Source organism: Streptomyces sp. VNUA24, assembly GCF_029167005.1.
GTDB lineage: Bacteria > Actinomycetota > Actinomycetes > Streptomycetales > Streptomycetaceae > Streptomyces > Streptomyces scabiei.
This window is the reverse complement of record NZ_CP119143.1, coordinates 4307166-4330777: the sequence shown is the minus strand read 5'-3', so window position 1 is coordinate 4330777 and position 23612 is coordinate 4307166. Positions and strand designations below refer to the sequence as shown.

23 protein-coding genes are annotated in these 23612 nt (G+C 71.2%); 10 read left to right on the top strand and 13 right to left on the bottom strand.

The annotated features are described in order from the left end of the window. Positions 1-9: 9 nt before the first annotated feature. From PYR72_RS18170 to PYR72_RS18160, 3 genes are all read right to left on the bottom strand, one after another. Positions 10-2124 carry a SpoIIE family protein phosphatase gene (locus PYR72_RS18170; RefSeq protein WP_275456310.1) on the bottom strand — a complete coding sequence of 705 codons (2115 nt, stop codon included), beginning with the start codon at positions 2122-2124 and terminating at the stop codon, positions 10-12. A 343-nt stretch (positions 2125-2467) separates the two neighbouring features. Then, entirely contained in the window at positions 2468-3160 is a 693-nt protein-coding gene (locus PYR72_RS18165) for a DUF402 domain-containing protein (RefSeq protein ID WP_275456309.1), read from the bottom strand. A 114-nt stretch (positions 3161-3274) separates the two neighbouring features. Further along, a complete protein-coding gene (locus PYR72_RS18160) occupies positions 3275-4660 on the bottom strand; it encodes a class II fumarate hydratase (protein ID WP_275456308.1) in 1386 nt (461 codons plus the stop codon). A 207-nt stretch (positions 4661-4867) separates the two neighbouring features. Between PYR72_RS18160 and PYR72_RS18155 the strand changes: the two genes are divergently transcribed. Then, positions 4868-5602 carry a hypothetical protein gene (locus tag PYR72_RS18155; protein WP_275456307.1) on the top strand — a complete coding sequence of 245 codons (735 nt, stop codon included), beginning with the start codon at positions 4868-4870 and terminating at the stop codon, positions 5600-5602. A gap of 618 nt (positions 5603-6220) precedes the next feature. On the opposite strand, the gene PYR72_RS18150 is transcribed toward PYR72_RS18155, so the two are convergent. Then, complete coding sequence (locus PYR72_RS18150) at positions 6221-7888, bottom strand: fumarate hydratase (RefSeq protein WP_275456306.1); 1668 nt, start codon at positions 7886-7888, stop codon at positions 6221-6223. Between the two features lie 167 nt (positions 7889-8055). Between PYR72_RS18150 and PYR72_RS18145 the strand changes: the two genes are divergently transcribed. Next, positions 8056-8781, top strand: coding sequence for a DUF1707 domain-containing protein (locus PYR72_RS18145; protein WP_275456305.1), 726 nt, complete (start codon positions 8056-8058; stop codon positions 8779-8781). A 172-nt stretch (positions 8782-8953) separates the two neighbouring features. Continuing rightward, positions 8954-9331 (top strand): WhiB family transcriptional regulator, encoded by a 378-nt coding sequence (locus PYR72_RS18140; protein WP_041669242.1) that lies wholly within the window; start codon positions 8954-8956, stop codon positions 9329-9331. Between the two features lie 172 nt (positions 9332-9503). On the opposite strand, the gene glpX is transcribed toward PYR72_RS18140, so the two are convergent. Further along, positions 9504-10538 carry a class II fructose-bisphosphatase gene (glpX, locus tag PYR72_RS18135; protein WP_005480703.1) on the bottom strand — a complete coding sequence of 345 codons (1035 nt, stop codon included), beginning with the start codon at positions 10536-10538 and terminating at the stop codon, positions 9504-9506. 125 nt (positions 10539-10663) lie between these two features. Between glpX and PYR72_RS18130 the strand changes: the two genes are divergently transcribed. After that, positions 10664-11182, top strand: coding sequence for a DUF4245 domain-containing protein (locus tag PYR72_RS18130; protein WP_275456304.1), 519 nt, complete (start codon positions 10664-10666; stop codon positions 11180-11182). Between the two features lie 136 nt (positions 11183-11318). Continuing rightward, positions 11319-12590 (top strand): IS30 family transposase, encoded by a 1272-nt coding sequence (locus PYR72_RS18125; RefSeq protein WP_275456303.1) that lies wholly within the window; start codon positions 11319-11321, stop codon positions 12588-12590. Between the two features lie 81 nt (positions 12591-12671). Here the strand turns inward: PYR72_RS18125 and PYR72_RS18120 are convergent, their stop codons facing one another. From PYR72_RS18120 to xseA, 3 genes are all read right to left on the bottom strand, one after another. After that, entirely contained in the window at positions 12672-13262 is a 591-nt protein-coding gene (locus tag PYR72_RS18120) for a malonic semialdehyde reductase (RefSeq protein WP_275456302.1), read from the bottom strand. A gap of 135 nt (positions 13263-13397) precedes the next feature. After that, positions 13398-13682, bottom strand: coding sequence for an exodeoxyribonuclease VII small subunit (locus PYR72_RS18115; RefSeq protein ID WP_013001099.1), 285 nt, complete (start codon positions 13680-13682; stop codon positions 13398-13400). A 10-nt stretch (positions 13683-13692) separates the two neighbouring features. Continuing rightward, positions 13693-15030, bottom strand: coding sequence for an exodeoxyribonuclease VII large subunit (gene xseA, locus PYR72_RS18110; protein ID WP_275456301.1), 1338 nt, complete (start codon positions 15028-15030; stop codon positions 13693-13695). Between the two features lie 313 nt (positions 15031-15343). Between xseA and PYR72_RS18105 the strand changes: the two genes are divergently transcribed. Further along, positions 15344-16345, top strand: coding sequence for a 4-hydroxy-3-methylbut-2-enyl diphosphate reductase (locus PYR72_RS18105; RefSeq protein ID WP_275456300.1), 1002 nt, complete (start codon positions 15344-15346; stop codon positions 16343-16345). A gap of 141 nt (positions 16346-16486) precedes the next feature. After that, positions 16487-17233, top strand: a complete 747-nt coding sequence (locus PYR72_RS18100) for an ROK family protein (RefSeq protein ID WP_275456299.1) — start codon at positions 16487-16489, stop codon at positions 17231-17233. Between the two features lie 84 nt (positions 17234-17317). Here PYR72_RS18100 and PYR72_RS42970 read toward each other — a convergent pair whose 3' ends face one another. Then, on the bottom strand, positions 17318-17905 hold the full coding sequence (locus PYR72_RS42970; protein WP_343245528.1) for a DUF6542 domain-containing protein: 588 nt from the start codon (positions 17903-17905) through the stop codon (positions 17318-17320). Positions 17906-18335: 430 nt separating this feature from the next. Between PYR72_RS42970 and ychF the strand changes: the two genes are divergently transcribed. Then, positions 18336-19424 (top strand): redox-regulated ATPase YchF, encoded by a 1089-nt coding sequence (gene ychF, locus PYR72_RS18090; RefSeq protein ID WP_013001094.1) that lies wholly within the window; start codon positions 18336-18338, stop codon positions 19422-19424. Positions 19425-19558: 134 nt separating this feature from the next. On the opposite strand, the gene PYR72_RS18085 is transcribed toward ychF, so the two are convergent. Together PYR72_RS18085 and PYR72_RS18080 are read right to left on the bottom strand one after the other, a co-directional pair. After that, entirely contained in the window at positions 19559-19822 is a 264-nt protein-coding gene (locus PYR72_RS18085; RefSeq protein ID WP_275456298.1) for a type II toxin-antitoxin system RelE/ParE family toxin, read from the bottom strand. After that, positions 19815-20084, bottom strand: a complete 270-nt coding sequence (locus PYR72_RS18080; protein WP_275456297.1) for a type II toxin-antitoxin system Phd/YefM family antitoxin — start codon at positions 20082-20084, stop codon at positions 19815-19817. The genes PYR72_RS18085 and PYR72_RS18080 overlap by 8 nt, the downstream gene beginning before the upstream one ends. A gap of 147 nt (positions 20085-20231) precedes the next feature. Between PYR72_RS18080 and PYR72_RS18075 the strand changes: the two genes are divergently transcribed. Next, complete coding sequence (locus PYR72_RS18075; protein WP_275456296.1) at positions 20232-21335, top strand: hypothetical protein; 1104 nt, start codon at positions 20232-20234, stop codon at positions 21333-21335. Between the two features lie 24 nt (positions 21336-21359). Here PYR72_RS18075 and PYR72_RS18070 read toward each other — a convergent pair whose 3' ends face one another. Then, positions 21360-21989 (bottom strand): DUF6000 family protein, encoded by a 630-nt coding sequence (locus tag PYR72_RS18070; RefSeq protein ID WP_275456295.1) that lies wholly within the window; start codon positions 21987-21989, stop codon positions 21360-21362. Positions 21990-22163: 174 nt separating this feature from the next. On the opposite strand from PYR72_RS18070, the gene PYR72_RS18065 reads away from it, so the two are divergent. Then, positions 22164-22337 (top strand): hypothetical protein, encoded by a 174-nt coding sequence (locus PYR72_RS18065; protein ID WP_199845390.1) that lies wholly within the window; start codon positions 22164-22166, stop codon positions 22335-22337. Here PYR72_RS18065 and PYR72_RS18060 read toward each other — a convergent pair. Further along, a complete protein-coding gene (locus tag PYR72_RS18060; RefSeq protein WP_275456294.1) occupies positions 22331-23440 on the bottom strand; it encodes a threonine synthase in 1110 nt (369 codons plus the stop codon). The genes PYR72_RS18065 and PYR72_RS18060 overlap by 7 nt on opposite strands. Between the last annotated feature and the right edge of the window lie 172 nt (positions 23441-23612).

The window sequence follows — 23612 nt, the reverse complement described above, 5'->3', positions numbered from 1 at the left end:
TCGCACGCGTCAGGCCGGGTTGAGCTCGAACCAGACGACCTTCCCCGCGCTCAGCCGGGTGGCCCCCCAGCGCTTCGCCAGCCGGTTGACCAGGTAGAGCCCGCGGCCCCCCTCGTCCGTCGCCCGGGCCTGCCGCAGCCGGGGCAGCTGCGGCACGTCGTCGGTCACCTCGCACCGCAGTACGTCGGTCCGCAGCAGCCGCAGGGTGACCGGCCGCGTCGCGTACCGCACCGCGTTCGTCACGACCTCGCTGATCAGCAGCTCGACCGAGTCGGTCAGCTCCTCCAGCCCCCAGCGGGACAACGCGTGCCGGGCCAGCCGGCGCGCCCGCCCCGGAGCCATCTCCTCCGGCTCCAGGAACCAGTACGCGACATCGCTGGGAGCGATCCCATCGAACCGCGCGGCGAGCAGCGCGATGTCGTCGTCCCGGTCCCCCGGGCCGAGCATGTCGAGCACCTCGTCGCAGAGGGCCTCCAGCGGCGGCGGATGGTCCGGCCCGGTCAGCTGCGCGGTCGCGGCCAGCTTCTCCCGCAACTGCTCTATGCCGGTCCAGACGTCCCGCAGCCGGGACTCCACGAGCCCGTCGGTGTACAGCAGCAGCGTGCCCCCGGCCGGCGCGTCCAGCTCCACCGCCTCGAAGTCCACCCCGCCCACACCGATCGGCGCGCCCGGCGGCACCCGCAGCACCTCGGCACGCCCGCCCAGATGCAGCAGCACCGGCGGCGGATGCCCCGCGTTGGCGATGGTGATCCGGTGCGAGACCGGGTCGTACACCGCGTACAGACAGGTCGCCATACGGTCCGTACCGAGTCGCTGCGCCTGCTCGTCGAGGTGGTGCAGCACCTCCTGCGGCGGCAGATCGAGACCCGCCAGCGTCTGCGCGGTGGTCCGCAACTGCCCCATGATCGCGGCCGAGGTCATCGAATGACCCATCACATCGCCCACGACCAGCGCGACCCGGCTCCCCGGCAGGGGAATCGCGTCGTACCAGTCGCCGCCGACCCGCGCGGTCTCGGCGGCCGGCAGATACCGGTGCGCGAGCCGTACGCCGGTGCACTTCGGGAGCGCCTCCGGCAGCATCGTGCGCTGCAGCTCGTCGGCGATGTACGCCTCGCGGCCGTACAGCACGGCCTTGTCGATGCCGAGCGCGCTGTGCGTGGCGAGCTGGGCGGCGACCAGCAGGTCGTCCTGCTCGAACGCCATCCGCTCGGGGCGGCGCAGGAAGACCGCCGCGCCGATCACCCGGCGCCGGCCGCGCAGCGGGGCGAGGATCGCCCGCTGGCCGGTCGGCACCGTCAGCTCGGCGTCCGGGCCCAGCAGTTCGGGCAGCGCGTCGTGCGCGGCCGGGGCGTCCGCGAAGACGGGGCGCACCCCCCGCAGCACCTCGGCCAGTGCCCCGCCGGGCCGTACCTCGCACTGCTCGGCGGTGACGACGGCCAGATCGACGGGCTGCTCCGGCTGGAGCGACGAGGGCATGAAGCCGCCCTCGGTGTCCCGCTCCTCGGGGATCCGGTCGGTGCGGCGCAGCCGCAGCACCATGGGCCCGGTGGGCCGCTCGTCACCGACCGGCAGCGGCTCGCGCAGATACACGAGGATCGCGTCCGAGAACGTCGGCACGGTGGCCCGGCACAGACCCATCACGATCTCGTCCAGGTCTATGCCGCGGGCGATCCGGCGGGTCGCGGCGCCGACGAACCGCAGCCGGTCGCCGTCCCGCCGCATGGGCATGGGGGCGCCCGGCGCCACACCCTGCCCGCTGCGCCGCTCCAGGCCGCCGACGGCTCCGCCGGACCGTTCCGGCTCGCCGCCGGGCTGGGCCGGGATGGTCTCCGGCGCGGGCCGCGGGCGGTGCGGGTCGGGCTCGGTGGCCGCGGGCTGGGAGTGCTCGGAGAGCGCCGGCTGGGCGTGCTCCGAGGGGGCCTGCCCGCTCTTGGCGCAGGCGGCCGTGGTGCCCGGCTCGGCCGGCGCGTCACCCATGCGTGCCTGAGCGGGTAAAGCCGCGGCGGGCGCGGTACGCATCGGCTCCTGGGTACGCAGAAGCGCCCCGCGGGGGTCCGTGGGGCCGGCGCCGCCCTGAGGGCGCTCGTGGGAGGTGGGGTGCTCCGTCACGCGTGTCGAATCCATCCGTCCGGGACTGCGCGTCGTGTGCGCAGTGCGTCCCGCAAACCCGATACTTCGTCCCGCAGAAAGGCCGATACCCGGATTACGTGTCCTGGGAACGGAATTCCCGCGTGGTCAGAGGCAGTTCCTGTGCCACACACGGTACCGGCGGGCACGACGAACGACAGTACAGCCCGTCCGCCGGGCCGTCTCCGGCTCGTCCCGGTGTAACCCTCGTACCCCTTGATCACGTCTTGCCGCCCCTCGGTGACGTACGGTCAAGCCCTGCCCGAACTGCGGGAGTTGCCCCTGTGAACTCTTGCGGAGGACGATCCTACGGTTGCGGACCCGGGGCGTATCAAGGGTCTCATGAGGACAAGTGCGCGGGTGTACGGTCCCAGTCGTCCGGGAGAGACGGTACTCCCCATGCCGGATTCGGGCGCCAGTGCTGCCAGCCGTCCGCGAACGGAGGGCCCCACGCGCGGATCACCTCCACCGCCGAACGGCCCGCCTCCCGCACCCGCTCGGCCGCCGACGCGTCCATCAGCCCGTCCTGCTGGGCCTGCGCGAACTCGTCCTCGTCGAGCCAGGTCCAAGTCCGGTCCGGGAAGACGCAGATGTCCAGGAAGTGGTCCTCGGAGTCCACACCGCCGTCCCAACGGGCCTGCGGCGTCTCCAGGTTGACGTACCAGTTCTTGAAACGCCAACCCTGCTCCCAGAAAAGCCACACCGACCACGGCTCGCCCGGCCGCGCCAGCTTCAGCACCCCGGTGCCGGACCAGCGGCCGAGCCGCACGCTGCGCGGCTTGGTGTAACGGGACGCGAGGGGTTCGGAGTTCGGCGAGGTGCCGTCCGCCAGCACGGGCCGTACGCACTCGGTGCCCGGCGCCAGCCACACGGCCAGCAGCTCGGCGTCGTCGCGTACGACCGTCACGGGGCGCGCGATATGGAAGCGGTCGCCGCCGTTCTCCCGGTAGCGCCACAGGATCTGACTCCCCGGCTCCCAGAACGCCGTCGACCCGCCCGCTTCCACTCGTCTCACCACTCCGTCGTCTCCCATGCGCAGATATTAGGTGTCATGCGCATATGACGCTGCGGTACCGCCCACGGTTCACGCCTGGGCGGGAATCGGTAACCCGGGCGACACCCGGAACGGCCGGAACTCGCCGTGCGGTCACGGCCGTGTCATCCGCAGGACATCCAGCGCCTCGTCGAGCTGCTCCCGGGTCAGGTCGCCGCGTTCCACGTACCCGCCCTCCAGGACGGCCTCCCGGATGGTCTTCCGTTCCGCGAGCGCCCTCTTGGCGACCTTCGCGGCCTCCTCGTACCCGATGTACCTGTTGAGCGGGGTCACCACGGACGGGGACGACTCGGCGTACTCGCGGGCCCGCTCCCGGTGCGCGACGATCCCGTCCACGGTCCGGTCGGCGAGCAGCCGGGAGACGTTCGCCAGCAGCCGGACGGACTCCAGCACGTTCTTGGCGATCACCGGCAGCATGACGTTCAGCTCGAAGTTGCCGGACGCGCCCGCCGTGGTGACCGTGAGGTCGTTGCCCGTGACCTGCGCGGCGACCATGAGCACGGCCTCCGGGATCACCGGGTTGACCTTGCCGGGCATGATCGAGGAACCGGGCTGGAGGTCGGGCAGGGAGATCTCCGCGAGACCGGTCCTCGGCCCCGAGGCCATCCACCGCAGGTCGTTGGCGATCTTGGTGAGGGAGACCGCGACCGTACGGAGCTGCCCGGACGTCTCCACGAGCCCGTCCCGCGCCCCCTGCGCCTCGAAGTGGTCGCGCGCCTCGGTGAGCGGCAGTCCGGTGACCCGGGCGACCTCCGCGATGACGGCGGCGGAGAACCCGGGCGGCGTGTTGATGCCGGTCCCCACGGCCGTTCCGCCCAGCGGGAGTTCGGCGAGCCGGGGGAGCGAGGCCCGCAGCCGCTCCACGCCGTACCGCACCTGGGCCGCGTAGCCGCCGAACTCCTGGCCGAGCGTCACCGGTGTCGCGTCCATCAGGTGCGTACGACCGGACTTCACCACGTCGGAGAACTCCGCGGACTTCCGCTCCAGCGCGGCCGCCAGATGCTCCAGGGCCGGGATCAGGTCACCGGTGACGGCGGCGGTGGCGGCGATGTGGATCGAGGAGGGGAAGACGTCGTTGGACGACTGCGAGGCGTTGACGTGGTCGTTCGGGTGCACGTCCCGGCCGAGCCGCTCGCTCGCCAGCGTGGCGATGACCTCGTTGGTGTTCATGTTCGACGAGGTTCCGGACCCGGTCTGGAACACGTCCACCGGGAAGTGGTCGTCCCAGCGCCCCTCGGCCACCTCCTCGGCCGCCTCCCGGACGGCCTCGGCGATGTCCTTGTCGAGCACTCCCAGCTCGGCGTTGACCGTCGCGGCGGCGCCCTTGATCCGGGCCAGGGCCTCGATGTGGGCGCGCTCGATGCGCTGCCCCGAGACCGGGAAGTTCTCGACCGCCCGCTGTGTCTGGGCCCGCCACTTGGCCTCGGCCGGTACGCGGACCTCGCCCATGGAGTCGTGTTCGACGCGGTAGTCACTCATGCCGGGTACAGCGTCCGGACCGGTCGCGGTGTTCCCGGCCGTCCCCCGTGAGGGTGAGGGAGACATTCCGTACGCCGGCACCGGTGGGCGTGCAGTAGCGTCGGCCCGACGAACCGATCGTCGAACGCGGTGTCGAATACAGCATCGGACGCGGCATCGGACGCAACGTCAGATATGTCGGATGAAATGTCGCAGAAAGAACAAGCATTGAGAAGCGCTGTCATACGCCGGTCCTGCGCGGCCGGTGCCGCCGTCCTGTCCCTCACCCTGCTCGCCGCGTGCTCGGACTCCGGTGAGAGCGGGGAGAAGGGCGGATCGGGCGGCGGGAAGCCTGCCCTCTCCGCCGCGGACCTGGAGAAGGTCGTCCTGAAGGACGGGGACGTCAAGGGGCACAAGGTCAGCGAGCCCAACGGCACGGTGGACCGGAAGACGATCGAGCCCGGCAGCGACGCGTGCGCGCCCGTCGCGTACGCCATGCTCGGCTCCGTGGTCGACGAACCGGCCGCGACCGTGCAGCGCGAGACCCAGAAGAAGATCGACCCCGTGGAGGCCGCCAAGAGCGGTGACGCCTCGGGCCTCGACGCCACCCGCACCCTGCTGCGTCTGTCCGCCTACGACGGCGAGGCCGCCGAGGCCGTGATGAAGTCCCTCACCGCCTCGGCCAAGGACTGCGCGGACGGCTTCGAGGTCACGGCCGACGGCACCTCCCAGCAGGTCACCAAGGTCACCACGGACCCCGCGCCCGAGGGCGCGGACGAGGCGATCGCCCTCACGTTCCTCAGCGAGGCGGAGGGCACGAAGGTCCCGATGAAGGTGGTCGTCTTCCGCCAGGGCGCCACCGTCGGCTACGTCACCGCCCTCAACCTGGCCTCGGCCGCCACGGGCAAGGACTTCGACTTCCCGGCGGAGGTCGTGGACGCACAGGTGAAGAAGCTGGCGTAGGCCCACCGGGACCGGAGGGCCGACAGCCCCGGGCACGGCGACGGGCAGGGGCGGCCGGGGGTGTGACATCCGCCCCCGGCCTGAAGAAGTCGTTGCCCTTGGCGCGATCCCGGACGCCGGCCCTCGCACCGCTCGGCCTCACAGGCTTCGGGCAGCCGCGCCGGACTCCGTCCGTCGGGTGGTTGCCGTCAGCCGGCCCTACGCTCCCGGGCGCGCCGGGGTCGGAGGGGCGACAGCCCCGGGCACGGCGAGGGACAGGGGCCGGGGGCGTGACATCCGCCCCCGGCCGCCCCGGCACGCCGTCGGCCCTCCGCTATGCCAGGCCGGGCCCCCGTACCGGGATGGACGTGAAGGTCGGGGCCGGGGCCGGGTCCTTGAAGAAGTCGTTGCCCTTGGCACGATCCTCGATGGCGGCCCTCGCACCGCTCGGCCCTGGGGGGGCCTCGCAGGCTTCGGGCAGCCGCGCCGGACTCCGTCCGTCGGGTGGTTGCCGTCAGCCGGCCCTACGCTCCCGGGCGTGCCGGGGTCGGAGGGGCGACAGCCCAAGGCACGGCGACGGGCAGGGGGCCGGGGCGTGACATCCGCCCCCGGCCGCCCCGGCACATCGTCGGCCCTCCGCTACGCCAGGCCGGGCCCCCGTACCGGGATGGTCGTGAAGGTCGGGGCCGGGGCCGGGTCCTTGAAGAAGTCGTTGCCCTTGTCGTCGACGACGATGAACGCCGGGAAGTCCTCGACCTCGATCTTCCAGACGGCCTCCATGCCGAGTTCCTCGTACTCGACGACCTCGACCTTCTTGATGCAGTCCTGGGCGAGACGGGCCGCCGGGCCGCCGATGGAGCCCAGGTAGAAGCCGCCGTGCGCGCCACACGCGTCCGTGACCTGCTGCGAGCGGTTGCCCTTCGCCAGCATCACCTTGGAGCCGCCCGCCGCCTGGAACTGCTCCACGTACGAGTCCATGCGTCCGGCCGTCGTCGGACCGAAGGAACCGGAGGCGTACCCCTCGGGGGTCTTCGCCGGTCCCGCGTAGTACACCGGGTGGTCCTTCAGGTACTGCGGCATCTCCTCGCCCGCGTCCAGCCGCTCCTTGATCTTGGCGTGCGCGATGTCACGGGCCACGACCAGCGGACCGGAGAGGGACAGCCGGGTCTTGACCGGGTACTTGGTCAGCTCCGCGAGGATGTCGTCCATCGGCTGGTTGAGGTCGATCCGCACGACGTCGCCGGCCTCGTCGAGGTGCTCGTCCGTGGTGTCCGGCAGGAACCGCGCCGGGTCCGTCTCCAGCTGCTCCAGGAAGACACCCTCGGCGGTGATCTTCGCGACGGCCTGCCGGTCGGCCGAGCAGGACACGGCGATGGCCACCGGGCAGGACGCGCCGTGGCGGGGGAGGCGGACCACGCGCACGTCGTGGCAGAAGTACTTGCCGCCGAACTGCGCGCCGATCCCGATCTTCTGCGTCAGCTCGAAGACCTTCTCCTCCAGCTCCTTGTCGCGGAAGCCGTGCCCGAGCGGCGACCCCTCGGCGGGGATCTCGTCCAGGTAGTGCGCGGAGGCGTACTTCGCCGTCTTCAGGGCGTACTCGGCGCTCGTACCGCCGACCACGATCGCCAGGTGGTACGGCGGGCACGCGGCCGTGCCCAGCGAACGGATCTTCTCCTCCAGGAACTTCATCATGGAGGACTCGTTCAGGACGGCCTTCGTCTCCTGGTACAGGAACGACTTGTTGGCGGACCCGCCGCCCTTGGCCATGAACAGGAACTTGTACGCGCCGCCGTCGGTGGCGTACAGCTCGATCTGCGCCGGCAGGTTCGACCCGGTGTTCTTCTCCTCCCACATGGTGAGCGGAGCCATCTGCGAGTAGCGCAGGTTCAGGTTCAGGTAGGCGTCGTAGATGCCCTGGGACAGGGCCCGCTCGTCCGCGCCCTCGGTGAGCACGTTCTGCCCGCGCTTGCCCATCACGATCGCCGTACCGGTGTCCTGGCACATGGGCAGCACACCGGCGGCAGCGATGTTCGCGTTCTTCAGCAGGTCCAGGGCGACGAACTTGTCGTTGCCGGACGCCTCGGGGTCGTCGATGATCCGGCGGAGCTGCGCGAGGTGCGCCGGCCGCAGATAGTGCTGGATGTCGTGGATGGCCTCGGCGGCCAGCTTGCGCAGCGCCTCCGGCTCCACCTTGAGGAACGTGCGTCCGTCGGCCTCGAAGGTGGAGACACCCTCGGAGGTCACCAGCCGGTACGGGGTGGTGTCCTCTCCCATGGGGAGCAGATCGGTGTACTCGAACTCAGGCATGTCGCCCATTCCTCACTCGACAGAACAGCGCGCTGACCTCCGTTGGCAGCGTCCACCAGCGTAGAACCTGGCCGGGAGGGCGGGCTTGTGAGGTAAGGCTCAGTTCGACGGCCCGGAGTTGTCCACACCCCTGGTCGCGATCTATCGCGAGTGGGTAATCTGCTGTCGTGGACCTTCAGAAGCGCCCCACCCAGCACCCGCCGTTGCCGTCCGCCGAGCTGCGCGCCTCCGACGCCGACCGCGACCGGATCGCCGACCTCCTGCGCGAGGCCCTCGCCGAGGGCCGCCTCACCGCCGATGAGCACTCCGAGCGGGTCGAGGGCGTGCTCGCCGCCAGGACGGTGGGCGAGCTGGACGTCTTCGTACGGGACCTGCCGGCCGGCCAGACGGCCCGCGGGCCGGCGCGCGCGTACGTGCCGCCGGTCTCCTCCGTGCCCAACCGCCCGACGCCCGGCGCCATCCCGCTCGACCCCGACGACCGCCTGGTGGCCGTCTTCAGCTCTTCGATGCGCAAGGGCCGCTTCCGGGCGGGCCGCCGCATCCACGCGTACGCGATATTCGGCAGCGTCGAGATAGACCTCAGCGAGGCGATGTTCGAGCACCGGCAGGTGATGATCAAGGCGATCTCGGTCTTCGGCAACGTCGAGGTCCGCGTCCCGGAGAACGTCTCGCTGCGCGGCAGCGGCGGCGGCATCCTCGGCAACTTCGAGGTGCACGCGCTGGATTCGGACGAGACCGACGCCCCGGTGGTCTACGTGGACGGACTGGCCGTCCTCGGGAACATCGAGGCGAGGCCGAAGCGGGGGAAGGTGATCGCCGACCTCCTCGGCCGGGTCGGGAACCATCTCGCCCGCCGCGTGGACGATCATTTGCGCAGGCACCAGGACCGTTGACGGGTGTGAATCCGGCCCTCCCGGCCGACACCCGAGGGGGCGGGTCCGGTTGTGGCGGTGCGGTGTGGACGGCGAATTCCAGCGGAACGGGACTCAGTGCATAGGCCCGCGCACAGCGGGTAGGCCTTGCTGCATCGTCTCTCGCTCGCGAAGCCGTCGTCAGGAGTAGACCGTGCTGCATCCGCCGCATTCGTCTCTGCAGGTCGCTGCTGTTCCGCCCCAGCGGGTGCCAGTGCGAGACAGGGACCAGGACGCCCCGTGGCACACGGAGGCCGTGTGCCGGCGTGACGAGGCCGGGCTGTTCTTCGCCCCCTCCAAGGAACCCACCGCGTCCCGGCTCTCCCGCGAGGAAGCCGCCAAGCGCGTCTGCGCCCGCTGTCCCGTCATGGTCGAGTGCCGGGAACACGCACTCCTGCAACCCGAGCCCTACGGAGTCTGGGGCGGCCTGACCGCGGCCGAACGCCGGGTCGTCCTGGCCCGCAGGCGCCGCCGGGACGTGGAACTGCAGAAGGCCGCGCGCGCGAACGGGACGATAGCCGCGGCGGGCTGACCCCGCTCCGTACGTCCGGCAAGGGCGCCCTCTCCGCACAAGAGGGCGCCCTGCTGATTGTCGAGGGGCGGCGCGCCCCGTCAGGGGCGCGGGGAACTGCGCGACCAGCCACGACGTACCCGCAGTTCACAACCGACCGCGGCCCCGGCCACCCCCTGCCGGACCGGCGGAGCTACTTGGCCTTCTCGAAGTCGATCGAGCTGTAGGCCCGCAGCTTGCTCAGCCGGTGCGTCGAGTCGATCCGCCGCACCGTCCCCGACTTCGACCGCATCACGATCGAGTCGGTCGTCGCCGTCTCCGACCGGTACCGCACGCCCCGCAGCAGTTCCCCGTCCGTGATGCCGGTCGCCACGAAGAACACGTTCTCGCCGGAGACCAGGTCATCGGTGGTCAGCACCCGGTCGAGGTCATGGCCCGCGTCGATCGCCCGCTGCCGCTCCGCGTCGTCCTTCGGCCACAGCTTGCCCTGGATCGTGCCGCCGAGGCACTTCACCGCACAGGCGGAGATGATGCCCTCGGGCGTGCCGCCCACCCCGAGCAGCAGATCGACACCGGTGCCCTCCCGCAGCGCCAGGATCGAACCCGCGACGTCACCGTCGGAGATCAGCTTGATCCGTGCTCCGGCCTCGCGGATCTCCTTGATGATCCCTTCGTGCCGGGGCCGGTCCAGGATGACCACGGTCACGTCGTCCGGCGCCGACCGCTTGGCCTTGGCGACCCGGCGGATGTTCACGGAGATCGGCGCGTCGATGTCGACGAAGTCGGCCGCCTCGGGCCCGGTGACCAGCTTGTCCATGTAGAAGACGGCCGAGGGGTCGAACATCGTGCCCCGGTCGGCGGCCGCGAGCACGGCGATCGCGTTGGTCATGCCCTTGGCCGTGAGCGTCGTCCCGTCGATCGGGTCGACGGCGATGTCGCACTCCGGGCCGGTGCCGTCACCGACGCGCTCGCCGTTGAAGAGCATCGGGGCCTCGTCCTTCTCGCCCTCCCCGATCACGACGACGCCGTTCATCGACACGGTGGAGACGAGGGTGCGCATCGCGCGCACGGCGGCTCCGTCCGCCCCGTTCTTGTCTCCGCGGCCGACCCAGCGGCCCGCCGCCATCGCGGCCGCCTCGGTCACCCGGACCAGCTCCAGGGCGAGGTTGCGGTCGGGAGCCTCGGAGGGGACTTCCAGTTCGGACGGCAGCTGATGATTCTCGGTCATCGGAGCGCACCTTTCTGATACGACGACGGCCGGACGAGGGTTCCGCTCGACTCTATCGTCAGTCCGACAAAATGAGCAGGGGACCCCACGGATGAGCGGGCCGGTGCACCTGCGACGATGAGGACGTGGCAGGTACGAAAGGCAAGCAGACCGTTCGCGACATGGTCCTCTCCCTGGGGCTCATCGTGCTGGCGGCATGGGTCATCTATCTCTTCATCCCGCACGACGAGACCGAGCGGGAACCGAAGCGCGTCGACTACCGCGTCGAACTGCTGACGGCGCGTCGCGCGGCCTCCTACCCGGTGGCCGCGCCCGAAGGGCTGCCGCAGACCTGGAAGGCGACCTCCGTCCGCTTCCGGGGCGACGAGTCGGACCGCTGGCACCTCGGCTTCCACGACCCCGACGGCGAGTACGTGGCGGTCGAACAGTCGGCCGAGAAACCCTCCCGGTTCATCGAGGACGCCACCCAGGACGCGCGGAAGACCGGCACCACGCAGGAGATCGGCGACCGGACCTGGACCCGGTACGAGGGCGACCGTTACGACGCCCTCGTGCTACGCGGCGAGGGCTCCACGACCGTCGTCACGGGCTCCGCGTCGTTCGACCGGCTGACCAAGATGGCCGAGGCGCTGCGGACGGAGTGACGCCGCGCATGGTGGGCCCGCTGCGGGCGGCGCGAAGGGTGACCCCGCCAGGTGCGGGCGGACACGAGCACGACGAAGGGCCCCGGCGATCCCCGGGTTCTAGTGGTCGTCGCAACACCCCAGTTCAAGGGGTGCGATGGACTTCGAGGTTCGTGAGGAACGGGGCAACTACGGCGCCAAGCCTCTGGTCCGGGAGCGGGAGGAATACCTTCGGCTTGTGGATCTTGGGATAAGCAACACGGAAGCCTGCCGGATCGTCGGCATCAACCGCCGCACCGGCACACGATGGCGTTACGGCCGGCAGGCATCCGGGAAGAAGAGGGCGTACGCGCCCATCGCCGACACCGGGATTCCGTGGGAGCCCCATGAGGTGCCTGCCCGATCGGCGGCAGAGCCCGAAGCGGCTGGCCCGTCCCGGTACCTGGGCGAGGCCGAGCGCATCCACCTCGCCGACCGGCTGCGGGAGAAGGCGTCCATCCGCACGATCGCGGCCGAGCTGGGCCGCAGCCCCTCCACCATCAGCCGGGAGATACGCCGCAACCGGCGGCCCATGCCCAGGGGCGGCTGGGCCTACCAGCCATTCCACGCCCACCGTCGCGCCGAACGGCGACGCCCCCGTCCCAAGCCCGGCAAGATCGGGCAGAACCCCGAGCTGCGGGACTTCATCCAGGACCACCTCACCAAACGGTGGAGTCCGGAGCAGATCTGCCACGCTCTGCGCAGGCGCTTTCCCGACCGGCCGGAGATGCACGTGGTCCACGAGACGATCTACCAGGCCCTCTACGTCCAGAGCCGCGGTGAGCTGAAGCGGGAACTGACACGAGCCCTGCGGACCGGACGCGCCATGCGACGGCCCCGCCGTCAGGCTGCGAGCCGCAGGCAGCGGTTCCCGCACCCGATGGTCATGATCAGCGAACGGCCCGCCGAAGCCGCCGACCGCGCCGTTCCCGGCCACTGGGAAGGCGACCTCATCATCGGCGCCAACACCCGCTCCGCCATCGCCACCCTGGTCGAACGCAGCACCCGCTACCTGATGCTCCTCCACCTTCCCCACGGCCACAGCGCCGCCGCCGTCCGCACCGCGCTGGTCGACACCGTCCAGACCCTCCCACCCCACCTGAAACGATCTCTGACCTGGGACCAGGGCACGGAGATGGCCTACCACCACAACTTCACCGTCACCACCGACGTCCCGGTCTACTTCTGCGACCCGGCCAGCCCCTGGCAACGCGGCTCCAACGAGAACACCAACGGCCTGCTGAGGCAGTACTTCCCCAAGGGCACCGACCTGTCCGTCCACACCCGCGAGGACCTGGACGCCGTCGCCGCCGAACTCAACAGCCGCCCACGCAAAACGCTCGGCTGGGAAACCCCAGCCGAGCGTCTGTCTAAACTGCTCGCGGCTTGATCAACTCACCGCGGTGTTGCAACGACCCCTGGAATTCGCCTCTCGCCGGGGCCCTTCGTCGTCACGCGGTGGTGCCGGGACTCAGACCGTGGTGACGACGTGGTCGAAGTCGAGGCGCGGGGAGCGCGGGTAGGACGCGCCCTCGCCGGGCCTGCCGATGTTGACCACCATCAGCGGGGTGTGGTCGTCGTCCAGGAACTCCTTCTGGACGCCGGCGAAGTCGAAGCCGGTCATCGGGCCGGCGGCCAGGCCGGCGGCGCGGACGCCGATGATGAAGTACGCGGCCTGGAGGGCGGCGTTCATGCCGGCGGCCGACTCGCGGGCCGCGCGCTCGGCGAAAAAGAGGTCCTTGGCCTGCGGGAACGCCGGGAACAGCGTCGGCAGTTCCTCGTGGAACTCGTTGTCCGCGGCGAGGATGGCGACCAGCGGGGCGGTGGCCGTCTTGGCCTGGTTGCCCTCGGCCATGTGCGGCACCAGACGCTCACGGGCCTCGGCGGAGCGGACCAGCACGATGCGCAGCGGCGTCTGGTTGAACGCGGTCGGACCGTACTTGACCAGGTCGTAGATCGCCTGCACCTGCTCCTCGGTCACCGGCTCGTCGGTGAACGTGTTCGCGGTGTGGGCCTCACGGAACAGCAGGTCCTGGGCGGCGGGGTCGAGAACGAGGGACATCAGTCAACCTTCGTGCGATGTGGGGTGTACGGCCTCGACCTTACGCGAAGGAAGTTCAAGTTTCAACCAAAGCGCCTCATGGTGATCCGCTTCACACCTCATCGCCGCGATGGACCCCGCTCGACGGGGCGGGAGTCACCCGGCCCGGCCGTCGTCCTCCGCGCCGCCCTCGCCGTCCTCCGCCAGCGCCGCGTCCAGCCGCTCCCGCGCCCCGTCCAGCCAGCGGCGGCAGACCTTGGCCAGCTCCTCGCCCCGCTCCCAGAGTGCGAGGGACTCCTCCAGCGTCGTACCGCCCGCCTCCAGACGGCGGACGACGTCGATCAGCTCGTCCCGCGCCTGCTCGTACCCCAGGGCGCGCTCGGTCTCCGAGGCCCCGGCCGCCCGGGTCGTCCCGTCGGCCTCGCTCACATTGCTGGTCATGCGGCCCACCTTATGCGTCCCCTCCGACAGTCCCTGTTCCGCCGCCGACAGTCCCTGTTCCGCCGCCGACAGTCCCTGTTCCGCCGCCGACCGTCCCCGCTCCGCCGTCGACCGTGCCCGTTCCGTCGACGACCGTCCCCGTTCCGTCGACCCGGACGACGAACTCACCCCCCGCCACCCGTGCCCGCAACGGCTCGTCCGGCCCGGCCTCGTCCGGCGCGCGGACCACATGGCCGTCGGCCCGCTGCAGCACCGCGTACCCCCGCTGGAGCGTCGCCGCCGGGGACAGCGCCACCACGCGCGCGTGCGTGTGCATCAACTCCGAGACGGCACGGTCCAGATGGTGCCCGAGGCAGCGGCGGCCCCGGTCGAGCAGCGAGGCCACGTGGTCGGCCCGCTCGTCGATCATGCGGTGCGGATCCTCCATCGAGGGGCGCGCGAGGGCGTGCGCGAGCCCCCGCTCCTCCCGCTCCACGAACGCCTCCACACAGCGGCGCGCCCGGTCCCGCAGCCACCGCACCCGCTCGTACTCCTCGCCCACGTCCGGCACGACCTTCTTGGCCGCGTCGGTCGGCGTGGACGCGCGCAGGTCCGCCACGTAGTCCAGCAGCGGGGTGTCCGGCTCGTGCCCGATCGCCGACACGACCGGCGTACGACAGGACGCGACCGCCCGTACGAGCTGCTCGTCGGAGAACGGCAGGAGGTCCTCCACGCTGCCGCCGCCGCGCGCCACGACGATGACGTCCACGTCGTCCAGCGCGTCCAGCTCCTTCACGGCCCGCACCACCTGCGGCACCGCGTGCACCCCCTGCACCGCGACGTTGCGCACCTCGAAGCGGACGGCCGGCCAGCGCCGCCGGGCGTTCTCCAGCACGTCCCGCTCGGCCGCGGAGGCCCGGCCGCACACCAGCCCGATCAGCTGCGGCAGAAAGGGCAGCGCCTTCTTCCGCTCCGGCGCGAACAGCCCCTCCGCGGCCAGCGACTTCTTCAACTGTTCCAGCCGGGCCAGCAGTTCACCGACGCCGACCGGCTTTATCTCCGTGGCCCGCAGCGACAGCTGTCCGCGCGGCGCGTACCACTCGGGCTTCGCCAGGACGACGACCCGGGCGCCCTCGCCGACCACGTCGGCCACCGTGTCGAACACCTGGCGGTAGCAGGTCACCCCCACGGAGATGTCGTGCGACGGGTCCCGCAGCGTGAGGAACACGACGCCCGCGCCCGGACGCCGCGACAGCTGGGTGATCTGCCCCTCGACCCACACCGCGCCGAGCCGGTCGATCCAGCCGCCGATGAGGCGTGAGACCTCGCCGACGGGGAGGGGGGACTCGGCGGACGTGTTGAGTGCCATGTGGCCGAGCGTAGCGGGGGGTACGGACATGGTTGCCTAGCTGCGCGGGAGGGGGTGGGGGTGGCGGGTGCGTCGGCGGCTGCGGGTCGTTCGTGGTTGCTCGCGCAGTTCCCCGCGCCCCTAAAAGCATCAGGCCCTGCGGGCCTGGAAGCCAACGGTCCTGCGGGCCTGAGAAGCACGGGGCGTAGCCCCTGCTTTTCAGGGGCGCGGGGAACTGCGCGAGAAGCCCCACCGGACCGGCACCCGCCCACGCACCGAACCCCCCACCCCCCATCGGCCAAGGCCCCGCCAGGGAACCCCCTACGATGGAGACATGACCGCTTCGCCTGGCCGCCGCCGTGTCCTCCTCGCCGCCCCGCGCGGCTACTGCGCGGGTGTCGACCGCGCGGTGATCGCCGTCGAGAAGGCCCTGGAGCAGTACGGGGCCCCGATCTACGTCCGCCACGAGATCGTCCACAACAAGTACGTCGTGCAGACGCTGGAGCGGAAGGGCGCCATCTTCGTCGAGCAGACGGAGGAGGTCCCCGAGGGGAACATCGTCATGTTCTCGGCGCACGGCGTCGCCCCGACCGTCCACGACGAGGCAGCGCGCGGCAAGCTCGCCACCATCGACGCGACCTGCCCGCTGGTCACCAAGGTCCACAAGGAAGCGATCCGGTACGCCAACGACGACTTCGACATCCTCCTGATCGGGCACGAGGGCCACGAGGAGGTCATCGGCACGTCGGGCGAGGCACCGGACCACATCCAGCTGGTCGACGGCCCCGAGGACGTCGCCAAGGTCGAGGTCCGCGACCCGTCGAAGATCGTCTGGCTCTCGCAGACCACCCTCTCCGTCGACGAGACGATGGAGACGGTCGGCGCGCTCAAGGAGAAGTTCCCGCTGCTCGTCTCGCCGCCCAGCGACGACATCTGCTACGCCACCCAGAACCGCCAGCTCGCCGTGAAGCAGATGGGCGCCCAGGCGGAGCTGGTCATCGTGGTCGGCTCCCGCAACTCCTCCAACTCGGTCCGCCTCGTCGAGGTCGCCAAGCTCGCCGGCTCCCGCGAGGCGTACCTCGTGGACTTCGCGAGCGAGATCGACGAGGCCTGGCTGGAGGGCGTGGAGACCGTCGGCGTCACCTCGGGCGCCTCCGTGCCGGAGATCCTCGTCGAAGAGGTCCTCGAATGGCTGGCCCAGCGCGGCTACGGGGACGTCGAGCTGGTCAAGGCGGCCGAGGAGTCGATCACCTTCTCCCTGCCCAAGGAACTCCGCCGTGACCTGCGCGAAGAGGCCGCGGCCCTGGTCGCCGAGCGCACCGGACAGGGCGCCTGACCGCCGGAACACCCGCCGTACGGCCCCGGAACGTGAAGGTTCCGGGGCCGTACGCGTATCGGGACGTGAGGATCCGACGGCTCACGGCGGCCGGGGCACCTCGGCAACGTGACGGACAGTCGTACGACGTAACGTAGGGCCATGCACATCTTCGGCGTGGACATCGGTGGTTCCGGGATCAAGGGCGCTCCCGTGGACCTGGACCTGGGCGACCTGGCGGACGAGCGACACAAGGTGCTGACCCCGCACCCGGCGACGCCCGACGCGGTCGCCGACGGGGTCAAGGAGGTCGTCGACCACTTCGGCTGGACCGGCCCCGTCGGCATCACCTTCCCCGGCGTGGTCACCGGCGGCGCCACGATCCGTACGGCGGCCAACGTCGACAAGAGCTGGATCGACGTCGACGCGCGCGCCCTGCTGAGCGAGCGGATCGGCGGCCTGCCCGTGACCGTGGTGAACGACGCGGACGCGGCGGGCGTGGCCGAGGTCCAGTTCGGCGCCGGGCGGGACCGGCAGGGCACGGTCATCCTGCTCACCTTCGGCACGGGCATCGGCAGCGCCGTCTTCTCCGACGGCGTCCTCGTCCCCAACACGGAGCTGGGCCACCTGGAGCTGCACGGCCACGACGCCGAGACCCGCGCCTCCACCAAGGCCAAGGAGGACCACGAGCTGACCTGGGAGCACTGGGCCAAGCGGGTCACCAAGTACCTCGCGCACGTCGAGATGCTCTTCTCGCCCGAGCTGTTCATCATCGGCGGCGGTGTCAGCCGCAAGTCGGCGAAGTTCCTGCACCTCATCGAGGGCATCAGGGCGGAGATCGTCCCGGCGCAGCTGCAGAACAACGCGGGCATCGTGGGCGCGGCGATGCGGGCGGCGAAGGCCGGCTAGGACGACGACGGGCGCGCAGGCGCCCGAGCGGTCATCGGGCGCCGACCGGCGACCGGGGCTCCCGCCCGCCTGCCGCCGCGCCGGTCAGCGTCCCCGGGAGACGGAGCCGTGCGGCTGGGCCGGGGGCCTCGGCGCCCGCGGCCCGGCCGGCCCGCGGTCGTACGAGGCCCGGGGACGGACACCGGCGGCCGCCCGGCCCCCGACGTCCCCGTCCCGGGCCGGCCCGCCCTGCCCCCCGACCCGCGCCCGGCCCTCCCGGCCTTGCCGCTCGCGCCCCCGCTCCCGCTCCCTCTCCCGCTCGGCGGCCCGCCGGGCCATCAGCCGGAGTTTGCGCACGGTCACGATGACCCCGGCGACCAGCGTGCCGCCGTACAGCCAGCCCGCCTGCATGGCGAGGGCGGTGACCAGGGCCATCAGATGCCCGCCGAGGCCGCCCTCGCCCTCGGCCAGCAGCGGCAGACCGGCCGCGAAGGCGATCGGTACGACGACGGGGGCGCTCGCCAGGTCACCGCGCCGCACCCACACCGCCGTGAACGCGCTGACCAGCAGGAACAGAACGCCGTACAGGGCCGTCGACGCACCGAACAGCAACCGGTCGAGGCCGGCGAGCACGAACATCGCCAGCCCGCAGAACAGCCCGCAGCCCAGATCGGTGAGGCGCGGATTCGGCATCCGGCGCACGGCCCGCGCCACGCTCCGCACGGCTTGGACCGGTGGTGGTACGGGCCCGCGCGCGACCGGAGCGCGAGCCGGCACGCCCGCGCCGGGGACCCGTCCCGCTCTCCCGGCCTGCGGGGGAAGGGGCGGGACGCCCGGCCGCGGCCCGGTGCGAGGGGTGTGCGGGGACTGCGTCCTCTGCTGCTGCTCCACTCGTCCAACTTAGGTCGGTTAATGTGCCGAATGGGTTCACAGACACGCCGTTGAGCGGACCTTGGCCAAGCGTTCGATACCTCGCCGGACCGGGTGTCGGCACGCCGTAAACTGGGGGATCGGCCGGCCCTCCGGCCGCTGGGGCACGATCCGCCGGACTGGCCTCAGGCCCCAGGCCCCGCCGCTCCAGCCCTCGGCCGCCTGGCCCTCCTACGTACGGGAAGTCGTAAACGTGTCGCTCACGATCGGAATCGTCGGTCTGCCCAACGTCGGCAAGTCGACCCTGTTCAACGCCCTGACCAAGAACGACGTGCTGGCGGCCAACTACCCGTTCGCCACGATCGAGCCGAACGTGGGCGTGGTGGGCGTCCCGGACGAGCGTCTGACCAAGCTGGCCGAGATCTTCAGCTCGCAGCGCGTCCTCCCGGCGACCGTCGACTTCGTCGACATCGCGGGCATCGTGCGCGGCGCCAGCGAGGGCGAGGGCCTCGGCAACAAGTTCCTCGCGAACATCCGCGAGTCGGACGCGATCTGCCAGGTCATCCGTGCCTTCCAGGACGAGAACGTCGTGCACGTCGACGGCAAGGTCTCGCCCAAGGACGACATCGAGACGATCAACACCGAGCTGATCCTCGCCGACCTGCAGACCATCGAGAAGGTCCTGCCGCGTCTGGCGAAGGAGTCCCGCATCAAGAAGGACATCGCCCCGAAGGTCGCCGCGGTCGAGGCCGCCAAGGAGATCCTGGAGAAGGGCGACACCCTCTTCTCGCAGGGCATCGTGCAGGGCTCCGGCAACGAGGAACTCCTCCACGACCTGCACCTGCTCACCACCAAGCCGTTCCTGTACGTCTTCAACGTCGACGAGGACGAGCTGACCGACGAGGACTTCAAGAACGAGCAGCGCGCGCTGGTGGCCCCCGCCGAGGCGATCTTCCTCAACGCCAAGCTGGAGCAGGACCTCGCCGAGCTGGACGAGGCCGACGCGATGGAGCTGCTGGAGTCCGTCGGCGCCGAGGAGCCGGGCCTCGCCACCCTCGCCCGCGTCGGCTTCGACACCCTGGGCCTGCAGACCTACCTCACGGCCGGCCCCAAGGAATCCCGCGCCTGGACCATCAAGAAGGGCGCCACCGCCCCCGAGGCCGCCGGTGTCATCCACACCGACTTCCAGAAGGGCTTCATCAAGGCCGAGGTCATCTCCTTCGCCGACCTGGTCGAAACGGGCTCGGTCGCCGAGGCCCGCGCCAAGGGCAAGGCCCGCATGGAGGGCAAGGACTACGTGATGCAGGACGGGGACGTGGTCGAGTTCCGGTTCAACGTGTGAGCGGATGAAACGGCACCCCGTCGCCGACGTGGCCAACACATGGATCAGAAGGGGCCGGGCTCTCAAGAGCCCGGCCCCTTCGTCGGTCCTGCGCTGGATCGGTGCTGGATGTTCTGACCTGGTGTCAGGGGCGTTCAGGAGTCGTAGACGGTGGAGCGATGCCCCACGTGTACGACCCACACCACCAGCTCGCCGTTGTCGATCGTGTAGAGCACACGGTAGTCACCTACCCGTAGACGGCGGCGGTCGGGTTGCGAGACGAGGGCGGTGGTGTTGTACCCCAGTGGGTCGCTCTCCAGCTCGGTCAGCTTGGCCAGAATGCGCAGCGCCATGTCGCGCGGAACCTTGCGGAGCTCGGCCTGTGCCTCGGGCCGGAAGACGGTGCGATACTCACTCACCGCGCGCCAGCGTCTCCCTCATGATGTCCTCGATCGGGATGCCGGGTGCCGGGTTGGTCATGCGCTCGTCGATGATCCGGTTGATCTCGCGCTCTTCCCATTCCTGGTACTTGCGCAGCACCTCGATGGACACCACTGCGGCGACCTGCTTGCCGCGCCGGGTGATCACGGTGGGCACGTCGTCCCGGTCGGCCCTCTCCACGACCTCGGCCAGATGGGCCCGGACATCGCGGATGGACTCTATGGGCAGCGGCTGTGTCATGCGCTTAAGTGTACCGAGTGTCTCATGTGTACACAAAGACTCGCGGGCCGTAGGGAGGTGCCGAGTAGAGTCGGCCACTGCGGCCCAGGGCGCGTATCGAGTCACGATCGATCAGCCCCGGCCCGGCCTCCCGAATAGGGTGACCAAGTGACGCAAACGCTCCCGTCCCTGATCACCGAGGTGGCGGCACTGTCCGTCGCCGGAGCCGGGCTCCGCCGGTACGAGATGGGCTCGGCCCTGATCGGGGCGGGGGCTGACGCGACCGTCGTCATCCTCGAGCCCGGGGACACCCCGGAGATCAGCGGTGTCCAGAACTCCACCGCGGTGCTCCTGCGCGGCGACGCGGTCCCCGCGCTCCATTCACGGTTCGACTGGGAAGCCTTGCCCCTTCACCTCTACGCCCGCCTGGACCGGGGCTGTCTTCCCCTGGGCACGGCGCGCTGCAGGGGAAGGCCGTCGGCACCCGCCGACTTCGACCATGCCGAATTGGAGTTCGACCAACCGCTGACCCGCGAGATGCTGGACGCGGTCCGACCCGTCCCGGCTCCCGGGCCGGTGCCGGGGGTGGACTGGGTCGACCACGTGGAGACGGATCCGATCCGGGCCCTGGAGTCGTTCGTCCTCGGCTGGTTTCCCGCGGAGGAGGCGGAGCCGGCCGGGAAAGGGAGCACGGCGGGCGCACCGGACGACTTGCCGGAGGCGTTGGCCGCCTTCCACTGCCTGGCCCGTCGCCGCCCCGCTGTCCACCGGTTCCGCAACCCGGTGCTGAAACAGCCCCGGCGGGCTTCCGGGCCGCTCGGTGGTCGGCTGGTCTTCGCCGTGGACGGCGAGGGCACCCGGGATTGGTCCATCCCGTGGCCACCGCAAGAACCGGGCGAAGTCGATCCCCGCGTATGGCTCACCGAGGACCCCTTCGTGGCGGACCCGGAGACGATCCTCGAAGAGGAACCGCTCAGCCGCTTTCTCCTCCAGTACACCCTCTACGAGGCCATGAACGCCGCCCTCTACCAGGCGTCGACCTACTGCATGCCGACTGCGCGCCTCGCCCCGTTGTGGAGCAGGCTGCGCCCCGTGCCCCTGAGCCCGTTCCTGCCGGAATACACCGCCGAGAAGTTCTTTGTCGCCCCGGGACTGCTCACGAGGATCAGCAGCGACGAGAACGAGGCCGCCGTGGCCTTCGCCGCGCTCCACCGCGCCACGTTGACGCCGCTGTGGGAACAGGGGTTTCGCTGGTCTCGCTTCGATGGCTGAGGCATGAGGTCCGGGTGGTGATGCCTAGCCCCGTGACCAGCAGTGGGCGAAGTCGCATTGGAGGTCTGTCCGGTGGCGCTGTTCGGCGAGGGTGGGGCTGGGATAGCCGAGGCGACCCACGCCCTCGACCCACTCGTCCCAGAGGCCGTCGGGCTCCGTGAAGCGGTCGGCGCGGTGGGTGCCGAGGCCGGCGTCGAGGCGGAGGAGGGCGCCCAGGGCGGCGGGCTGGTCGTAGTGGAGGTCGGTCCGGGGGAGGTAGCGGTCGAGGTAGGCGGTGAGGATCTCGGCGTCGGCGTGGGTGCCGAAGCGGGCCAGGGCGAAGCAGTAGGCGTTGCCGGAATAGCAGACCTCGCTGGCCAGGAGCAGGTCGCCGATGCGAGCTCGGAACCGTTCGCGACGGTCGACGCCGATCAGCCAGCCGGCGGTGAGACGTGAGCGCCATTCGTACCCGAGGAGGGCTTCCAGCTCCTCGTCGTCGATCGCGGCGGCGTCAGCGATCAGGTGCCGGGTAAAGCGTGTGGTGTGCCACCACCGGGGGCCCAGGAACCGCCCGCCGTTCAGTACGAGATAGCGCGGGAGGCGGCCGTACATCCTCGTCACATAGCTCTCGACCACGTGGCCGTAGCCGACTTCCGCGGGATGCTGGGACGGCATCGGTCACCTTTCCGGGTACGGGCAGGGACAAAAGTCGCTCACCTGCGCAGTCTCGCCGCAGGCCCCGCCGGGGTGCCAGGGATTTCGCCGTTCGGAGGGGTGGGGCGGGGGTGTCGATCTCCCCGGCCGGGCAGGTCTTTCTCAGGCAGTCGGTCCGGGCCGGGAGGGGACCCCATGTGGGTGGCACTGGCGATACTTGGCGTGCTCGTGGTGTTCAACGGTGAGTTCCGTGTGCTGGCGGTCGCCGCGGGGGCGCTCCTGCTGTGGGTCGGCCACAAGCGGAGCAACATGCTGCTGACGGCGGTCGGCGCGGGCTTCCTCGCGCTGATGCTGTACGCGGCCTACTGACCCCCCGCCAGGCCCGTCTTCAACCCGGCGCCGCACAGCGGCACCACCGCCGTGCGCGCCCCCAGCGCCCCCTCCCGTACGGCCGCCCAGCAGGCCACGCCCGTGGACTCGACGTACAGGCCGCGGGAGGCCAGGTCGCGCTGCGCGTGGCGGAGCTGGTCCTCGGTCACGGTGAGGAAGGTGCCGCCGGAGTCGCGGACCGCGCGGAGGATCTGGCGGGCCCGGGGCGGGCGGGGGATGGCGATGCCCTCGGCGAGGGTGGGGGCCGTGGCGGTGTTCCCGACCAGGTCGTCGGCGCCCTCGGTCCAGGCGTGGGCCAGCGGCGCCACGGCGGCCGACTGCACCGCGCAGAGCGCCGGGCGGCGGTCGATGAGGCCCGCCGCGTGCAGTTCGGTCACGGCGAGGGCCGCGCCCAGCAGCAGCGTGCCGTTGCCGACGGGGACGACGATGACCTCGGGGAGCCGGCCGCCGAGGTCCTCCCACAGTTCGTGGACGTAGGTCTTGGTGCCGTGCAGGAAGTACGGGTTGTAGACGTGCGAGGCGTAGAAGACGCCCTCCGCGTCCGCCGCCTCCCGAGCCGCGCGGGCCGCGGCCTCGCGGCCGCCGTCGACGAGATGGACCTGCGCGCCGTGCGCCCCGATCTGCTCCAGCTTCTTGTCCGACGTGCCGGCCGGGACGTACACCGTGCAGGGCAGCGCGGCCCGGGCGCAGTACGCGGCGACCGCCGTGCCCGCGTTGCCGCTGCTGTCGGCGATCACCCGTCGGGGACCGAGCCGCAGTGCCAGTTCGGCGAGGAGCACCGCGCCCCGGTCCTTGAAGGAGAGCGTCGGCATCAGGAAGTCGAGCTTGGCCCGGATGCCGTCCTTCAGCTCGACGAGCGGTGTCCGGCCCTCGCCGAGAGAGACCGTGGGGGAGGCCAGGGGGAGGCATTCCGCGTAGCGCCAGAGCGAGTTCACGCGCCCGGCCAGGGACTTGAGGGGTGCGGGTGTGGGGGCGAAGTCCAGATCCAGGGGGCCGCGGCAGGCCGGGCAGCACCAGGCGAGGGAGGCGGCGGGGACGCGCGTGCCGTCCGTCGGGCAGAAGCGATCCGGCAGAGGGGTCATGGGCGAAGGGTAGTGGCGTCGGCCGGGGGGGCCGGGATGATCGGTGACGGTGCGTCATGGTGATGCGGGCCGGCGCCGCTCATTGGATGGACACCCGCCCCCCCCACGGGCCGCCCGGCCCCGCGATGCCGCCCCGCCCCGCGATGCCGCCCCCGTATCACTCCGCCCTCCG

Coding starts and splice junctions, on each gene's coding strand:
- PYR72_RS18170 (WP_275456310.1), bottom strand. CDS start 2,124: ATGGATTCGACACGCGTGACGGAGCACCCCACCTCCCACGAGCGCCCT.
- PYR72_RS18165 (WP_275456309.1), bottom strand. CDS start 3,160: ATGGGAGACGACGGAGTGGTGAGACGAGTGGAAGCGGGCGGGTCGACG.
- PYR72_RS18160 (WP_275456308.1), bottom strand. CDS start 4,660: ATGAGTGACTACCGCGTCGAACACGACTCCATGGGCGAGGTCCGCGTA.
- PYR72_RS18150 (WP_275456306.1), bottom strand. CDS start 7,888: ATGCCTGAGTTCGAGTACACCGATCTGCTCCCCATGGGAGAGGACACC.
- glpX (WP_005480703.1), bottom strand. CDS start 10,538: ATGACCGAGAATCATCAGCTGCCGTCCGAACTGGAAGTCCCCTCCGAG.
- PYR72_RS18125 (WP_275456303.1), top strand. CDS start 11,319: ATGGACTTCGAGGTTCGTGAGGAACGGGGCAACTACGGCGCCAAGCCT.
- PYR72_RS18120 (WP_275456302.1), bottom strand. CDS start 13,262: ATGTCCCTCGTTCTCGACCCCGCCGCCCAGGACCTGCTGTTCCGTGAG.
- PYR72_RS18115 (WP_013001099.1), bottom strand. CDS start 13,682: ATGACCAGCAATGTGAGCGAGGCCGACGGGACGACCCGGGCGGCCGGG.
- xseA (WP_275456301.1), bottom strand. CDS start 15,030: ATGGCACTCAACACGTCCGCCGAGTCCCCCCTCCCCGTCGGCGAGGTC.
- PYR72_RS18105 (WP_275456300.1), top strand. CDS start 15,344: ATGACCGCTTCGCCTGGCCGCCGCCGTGTCCTCCTCGCCGCCCCGCGC.
- PYR72_RS18100 (WP_275456299.1), top strand. CDS start 16,487: ATGCACATCTTCGGCGTGGACATCGGTGGTTCCGGGATCAAGGGCGCT.
- PYR72_RS42970 (WP_343245528.1), bottom strand. CDS start 17,905: ATGCCGAATCCGCGCCTCACCGATCTGGGCTGCGGGCTGTTCTGCGGG.
- PYR72_RS18080 (WP_275456297.1), bottom strand. CDS start 20,084: ATGACACAGCCGCTGCCCATAGAGTCCATCCGCGATGTCCGGGCCCAT.
- PYR72_RS18070 (WP_275456295.1), bottom strand. CDS start 21,989: ATGCCGTCCCAGCATCCCGCGGAAGTCGGCTACGGCCACGTGGTCGAG.
- PYR72_RS18065 (WP_199845390.1), top strand. CDS start 22,164: ATGTGGGTGGCACTGGCGATACTTGGCGTGCTCGTGGTGTTCAACGGT.
- PYR72_RS18060 (WP_275456294.1), bottom strand. CDS start 23,440: ATGACCCCTCTGCCGGATCGCTTCTGCCCGACGGACGGCACGCGCGTC.